The 6,289-nt window shown below is 59.6% G+C and carries 6 protein-coding genes and 2 pseudogenes; all 8 read right to left on the reverse strand.

Annotated elements, in window-relative coordinates; all coding sequences use genetic code 11:
- Nucleotides 1-4: 4 nt before the first annotated feature.
- Complete coding sequence (locus FHT73_RS28065) at nucleotides 5-1,045, reverse strand: LLM class flavin-dependent oxidoreductase (RefSeq protein ID WP_112610898.1); 1,041 nt, start codon at nucleotides 1,043-1,045, stop codon at nucleotides 5-7.
- Between the two features lie 2 nt (nucleotides 1,046-1,047).
- Complete coding sequence (locus tag FHT73_RS28070; protein ID WP_183716301.1) at nucleotides 1,048-1,977, reverse strand: flavin reductase family protein; 930 nt, start codon at nucleotides 1,975-1,977, stop codon at nucleotides 1,048-1,050.
- Nucleotides 1,974-2,801 (reverse strand): alpha/beta hydrolase, encoded by an 828-nt coding sequence (locus tag FHT73_RS28075; RefSeq protein WP_246712263.1) that lies wholly within the window; start codon nucleotides 2,799-2,801, stop codon nucleotides 1,974-1,976. The genes FHT73_RS28070 and FHT73_RS28075 overlap by 4 nt, the downstream gene beginning before the upstream one ends.
- 33 nt (nucleotides 2,802-2,834) lie before the next feature.
- Nucleotides 2,835-3,437: an amino acid synthesis family protein gene (locus tag FHT73_RS28080; RefSeq protein WP_112610904.1), complete on the reverse strand. Its 603-nt coding sequence runs from the start codon at nucleotides 3,435-3,437 to the stop codon at nucleotides 2,835-2,837.
- A gap of 343 nt (nucleotides 3,438-3,780) precedes the next feature.
- Nucleotides 3,781-4,692: an agmatinase gene (locus FHT73_RS28085; RefSeq protein WP_112610950.1), complete on the reverse strand. Its 912-nt coding sequence runs from the start codon at nucleotides 4,690-4,692 to the stop codon at nucleotides 3,781-3,783.
- Nucleotides 4,693-4,713: 21 nt separating this feature from the next.
- The gene (locus FHT73_RS28090) at nucleotides 4,714-5,409 is read right to left on the reverse strand and encodes a GntR family transcriptional regulator (protein WP_183716307.1); all 696 of its coding nucleotides are present in this window, start codon (nucleotides 5,407-5,409) and stop codon (nucleotides 4,714-4,716) included.
- Between the two features lie 240 nt (nucleotides 5,410-5,649).
- Nucleotides 5,650-5,957 (reverse strand): annotated as a pseudogene (locus FHT73_RS28095) (UbiA family prenyltransferase); the annotation flags it as partial.
- Nucleotides 5,958-6,032: 75 nt separating this feature from the next.
- Nucleotides 6,033-6,137, reverse strand: a pseudogene (locus FHT73_RS29670) (helix-turn-helix domain-containing protein); the annotation flags it as partial.
- Between the last annotated feature and the right edge of the window lie 152 nt (nucleotides 6,138-6,289).

Here is a 6,289-nt window from a genome sequence, read left to right on the forward strand (position 1 = left end):
ACGTTCACTCCGCAAATGCCGGCGTGACCTCGGCGATGAACCGTTCGAGCGAAGCTTTCTTGCGCTCGAATGACATGCCAGTGTCGATCCAGAAGGAATATTCGTCGTAGCCCATCGCCTCATAGGTCTTCAGCCGAGCAATCACTGTGGATGCATCTCCGACGACGTTATTGCTACGCATGACCGCATCCGACAGCATGGCATTGGCGCGAATATCCTCTTCCGGAATACGCTCGATCAGGCCCTGATGGATCGGCTTCTCGTTCTTGAACCAGGCGAAGAAGTAGTTGTAATAGACGCTGAGCTCATGAGCAGCCCGTGCGATGTCATCCTCCGAGGAGCCGACATAGGTATGGCGCAGGAGCATGATCTTCGGTCGCTCCATATGCGGGCTCTTGGCGCAGGCATCGTTGAACCGCCCTATCAGCGCCTCGACCTCATCATCGCCCTGCCAGAGCGGCGTCACCTGGACATTGCAGCCATTGGCGACAGCGAATTCATGCGAATTCGGGTCGCGCGCGGCAACCCAGATCGGCGGGTTCGGCTGCTGCAGCGGCTTCGGCGCCGAGGTGGTCGACGGGAATTTGAAGAACTCGCCTTCATGGGCGTAATCGCCCTGCCAGACGCCTTTCACGGCGGGGATCAGCTCGCGCATGCGCTGACCGGCGCCCCATGCATCGAGACCCGGCAGCAGCCGTTCATATTCGAAGGAATAGGCGCCGCGGGCGATGCCGATATCGAGCCTGCCGTCGCAGATGATGTCGGCCATCGCCGCTTCGCCGGCAAGCTTGATCGGATGCCAGAAGGGCGCGATCACTGTTCCCGTTCCGAGCCTCGCCCGTGACGTCCGGCGCGCCAGATCGGCGATCGTCACAAAGGGATTGGGCGCGATAGTGAAATCCATCCCATGATGTTCGCCCGTCCAGATCGCGTGCATGCCGCCCTTGTCGGCGATCTCGCAAAGCGCGACGAACTCCTCATAAAGGCTTTTATGCGTCTGGCTCGCGTCGAGACGCTCCATGTGGACGAAGAGAGAGAATTTCATATCTACACCGCCTTTCCGGAAACCGGCCGCACCATGCCGGAGGTCTCGTCGCCAAAATAGACCCCGAAATTGCCGATCTGGCTTTCCAGCGCAAAGCGGGCGACGATATCGGCAGTGGAACTGGTCTTGAAGTGCGCCGTCGTCAGTGCATCCGGCTTGAGGAACCTGCCCTCGCGCGGTTCGCCTTGTGAAGCAAAGGCACGATAGACGATGTGATGCTTGCCATCGCTCCTGCTTTCATAGACGGAATAGAGGAAGCCGACGGTCACGGTAAGGCCTGTCAGCGTTTGCAAATACTGACCGAGAATGTCGGCGGGGCTTCCTTCGCTGCCCTCACAATTCGGAAGAGCAAGCACTTCTTCCCCAAGCAGCAGGATTTCGCCATCGCGCTCGACGACTGCTCCAAGCTCGATATTGCCTTCCGCAGCGGCAGAGACCGCCTTGCTTGCCAGGATTGGCGTGAAATAGCCGCCGCGAGCATAGCCAAGTCCATTGCGGCCACTGTTGTCGAACGAAACGATCCGTCCCATCAGGACGACATGGTCGCCGGCGTCGATGACTTCGCTCGTGGCACATTCGAACCAGGCGGCGACATCGGCAAGGATCGGACAGCCATCCGCCCCGGAACTCCACTCGACGGCGGCAAACCGGTCTTCAACGGGCCGCGCAAAGGTGTTGGAGACGGCCTTCTGCGTCTCCGAGAGCACATTGATGGCAAAGTGCTTCGCGCTCGTCATGGCGGCAAAATTACGCGAGGTCTTGGCGAGGCAGACAAGAAGAAGCGGCGGCTCAAGCGACACCGACGTGAAGGAGTTGGCCGTAAAGCCGATCGGAAGACCAGCCTGATCGCGCGCCGTCACGACCGTCACACCGGTCGGAAATGCGCCGAAGGCGTCGCGCAGCGCCCTCGGATCGAAAGCTTGTGTCGTCATCTTGCGTCCTCCCCGCATGAAAGCCACTCGGCAAGCAGCTCATTGACGGTATCCGGCGCCGTCAGGTTCACCATATGGCGGTGCCCTTCGACGATCCGTGCCCAGCCCTTGGGTGCAGCCGCGGCCATCTGCTCCGCCATCCGCGGCGTCGAGTTTGGATCGTCGGATCCCGTCAGGAACAGAGCCGGTGCCCCGACATCGGGCCAGCGATCGGCGTAGGTCTCGTCACCGCCGGCGAAAGCCGCGTAGGCGGTGGAGTAGCCCTGCGGATCGACAAGGCTCAGCCAGTTGCGGGTGAGCTCGCGCGCCACCGCGCTTTGGGCATCATCGCCAAACCAGCGCAGCAGCGGGCCTTCCTTGTCGACGCCCGTCAACGGTATTGCCGCTGCGCGCGCCAGCACGGCGGCCTTGGCCTTCGGATCGCGCCGATAGACGCCATTGAGATAGGCGATCCGCTTGATCCGCTCACCGAAGGTGGCGGCAGCCCCTCCGGCAACGAGCGCACCCATCGAATGGCCGGCAACATTGACCTTACTGAACGCCATCTCATCGAGAAAGCCGCCAAACCAGGCGACAAAGGCTTCCAGCTTGCTGCCAGGGGGTAAGCCAACGCTTTCCCCATGACCCGGCATATCGACAGCGATGACGCGATAGCTTCCGGAAAAAGCCTTGATCTGTGGCGTCCAGGCTTCAAGCCGCATGCCGACACCATGGATCAGAATCAGCGGCTCGCCTTTGCCGACTTCATGATAGGCGGTGCCATGCGCCGTGTGCTTGCGGAGCAAGCCTCCCACAGTCAGGTGACCGGCCTTTTTCTGATCCATCGTTTCCATTGCCGGCATCCAAGCATCCGATCCTTATACGCCGGCCGGATTGGAGACGTCCTGTCCCAGATCCCTAAGGTCCTGATAACGATCGCCGATGCGATGATGCGGCCGTCCACCGACAGAGGCGCCAAGAGCCACGACGATCTCATCGGCGGCAGGCGCATCGGGGACCGACGTCTGGATCGTCAGATAATGCGAACGACGACCTTCATCGTTCTTGTCCATGAGCGGGATCATGATCGGCGCATTGGCCGGTCCGCGCGTGTTGCAGAAGGCGAGATAGGATTTGGCGCCGACGGCGTGGCGATAATGATTGCCAAAGCGAAGGGTGTGGATCAGCGCGGATGCATGCTCGATCTCGCCATCGAGACCGACGACGGCGGATTTGCCATAAGCCTCGACGGCCTCGCCCGATCCGACCGCATCGATAATCATCTTGGTGAGCAATTCACCAAGAACAGGCGCGGCGGCATGAATCTCGGGCTTCAGATCCGCGACGAAGCCCCGACCGGCCCAAGGGTTTTTGACGATCGCGGATGCCGAGAAGAGCTTTAACGGCGTGGCCGCTGCCTTCTCCCCTTCAACAAGCGTCGTTTCGATCTGCAGGACAGTTTTTCGGATCTGAAGGCTCATGGCTCGCTCTCATCTAAGAATGCGTATTATGGTATGCCATAATACTATACTGTCAAGCAGCTTTGAACGACCGGAACTGAAAAACCTGCCGCTTTCTAAAATAGTCAGCTATATCAGTGCTTTATGAATAGGCACGAACAAGCGCCGGCGAAAGCGGTGCTTGTCATCGCGCATCTTCAGCCGTGAGTATTTTGCTTTTGTATTCGTTATTATGGTATACCGTCACACCGAAGAGGCGGCGAAGTCAACCCGCTTCACGAAGGCAAACGAACAATTTGATGCGGCGTGACGCTCATCGGCATCATGCACGCCTGCTCGTCACACGGCGAGAATTTCGCCGGCGTTACCCCTGGCGGACGATGGTGCCGATCGCATTGACGACAATGCGCGCGGCGGTCAAGGCCGAAAGGCCGTCGATATCGGCGGGAGGATAGAGTTCCACCAGATCGAAACCCGCAATATCAGCCCGTCGGCCGAGGCCGGCGATCAGGTCGATAACCTGCGTATAGGTGAGACCGCCCGGCGTCCGCGCGGCAACCCCAGGCATGATGCTGGGATCGATGCTGTCGCAATCCAAGGTGACGACAACCCGCGCTCCTTCCGGAATATGCCGAAGGGCCGCTGCAACGCCCTGCGCATGGATCTCGCGGGCGGTCACGAAGTGGCTGCCGTAGCTCTGCGCGGCCTCGATCTCGGTGGAACGGGCGCTTCCGACGCTGCGAAGACCGACTTGAACCATTCCGGCGACATGCGCCGTTTCGCTTGCCCGGCGCATCGGGCTCGAATAGCCATAGCGCTCGCCATGCAGTTCGTCACGCCAGTCGATGTGGGCGTCGAGCTGCAGTACCCAGACCGGTCCGTGATCCGCAAAGCCTGCAATAAAAGGGATCGTTACCGAGCAGTCACCGCCAAGCAACATCGGCACGGCTGACAATGCCAGAACGTCGCGTGTCTTGGCCTCAATCCGGCTTCGGTTGCCGGCATTGTCATGCATGACGGTCTCAATGTTCCCCACGTCGATGCAGGAAATCGGCTTGCCCTCGAACAGCGGGCCGCCGAGATCGAAATCCCAGTGGTCGACAAGCCCGGCATCACCCTGGCTGGCGTCTCGGATTGCCCCGGGCGATAAGGCATAGCCGCTGCTGTCCTTGCCGGGATAGGTGCTTCCGTGCCCCGCCCCGAAGATCACCACACGCGGCAGATGGCCATCGTCAAGGCGGTCCGAGAAGCCGAGAAAGGAAGAGGAAGCCGTCATCTTCATGGCCTTGGCGAGAAATCAGTCGATCGGCTGCCGGCCGGAAAGCACGGCCTGGGCAATGGAGCTTGCGCTGGTGACATGATCCATCGCCGCCTGATAGGCGCCTTCACCGTCGCCACGCCGGATCGCGTCGACGATACGCGCCATCTGTGCAGGCCCCTGGACATCGCGATTTTGCGTCTTGATCGTCATCGAGCGCAGGTGATTGATGCGCACGGTCAGAAGGTTGACGACGCCCCAGGCCACATGGCGGTCGACCATGCTGAACAGCGTCTGATAGAAGGACGATGTGTGAGCGAGCACGCCGGCCATATCCTTCTCGCGGTAGCTATGCCTTATGTCCTCAAGCGACTTGTCCAGGGCATCGGCGATCGCGGGGTTGTTCTGCTCGGCACAAAGCCGTGCCGCCATCCCTTCGAGCGCGGCGCGGATCTCGTAGATCTGCTTGGCTTCGTCATGATTGAGCTGCGCGACGATCGGCCCCTTGTTCGGAAGATTGGCGACGAGGCCTTCGGATTCGAGATGGCGCAGGACCTCGCGCACGATCGTGCGGCTGACGCCGAGCTGCGCGCAAAGATCGCGTTCCACCAGGCGGTCGCCCGGGCGGAAATAGCCGTTGATGATCGCCTCTCGCACCTTGTCGAGGGCGAGCTCCCGCAACGTCTTCGTCGGACGCTCCACGCGAATTGCGGCGCCATGCGCATCATCATTCATTTTCACACCCTCGATCCTCGGATGCCATAATATGGCGTACCAAAATCATCCATTGTCGAAATGAAGTCAATGCCGGCGTGACGTCAACGGCATGTGACGCGGGGCGACCGCCGTATGCAACCTCCGCGAAGAGGCGGTTGGTCAAACAACGCCACGAGTTCAGTGGACAGCGTACTCAAGGTGATCACTCCCCTTGTTATCAGCTGGCTACGACTTGAGAACGCGCAAGCAAACAGGTATCGCCAAGGGGCGAAATCGTGTTCGTTCAACGTGTCCGTCGAACTTTGGATCAGCGATGTCGTTCACGGTCGAACCAGAACTTCTCATCAGCAATGCGCCGAGAGTAAAGACGATCAAGTGTCGAAGCTCGGGAATCCCGTACGACGCTTGGACGAGCGCCGCCCAGCAAGGGAATAGTGTGAGCATATTCCTACTGGACGGTCTAGCCGTGCAAGCCTTGTGTAGGGTTGCCATGCCTTAGGCAAACGCCGATCTACCCAGTCTCCTTTTTTAATATCGCTGAGGCCTGGTCGGCTTAATGTGTTCATCTTGGTATTCCACGACCACATTGAGATGCACGATAGAGACTTTTGCTGACCCTGCAACCGGCGCTAACAAACCAATCATTCGACGGGTGCGCGATTGCGTCTGACGACGTCGCTGACGGTGTTCTTGCTGATCCCGAGATCGCGTGCGATCCAGCGATAGCTGCGTCCTTCAGCAATAAGGGGTCGTTTGCGGAAGGGGGCGAAAGACTACCTTAAGCAGCGATCAGGCGGTTTACACTAGGCCCTGTTGACAAAGTATGGCAGCCATATTTTGGCTGCGGCCAAAGCGAGGAATGCCGAGAATGATTTTTGGGTCTTATCGTATCTGGTGG

Source organism: Rhizobium sp. BK098 (assembly GCF_014193155.1).
Lineage (GTDB): Bacteria > Pseudomonadota > Alphaproteobacteria > Rhizobiales > Rhizobiaceae > Rhizobium.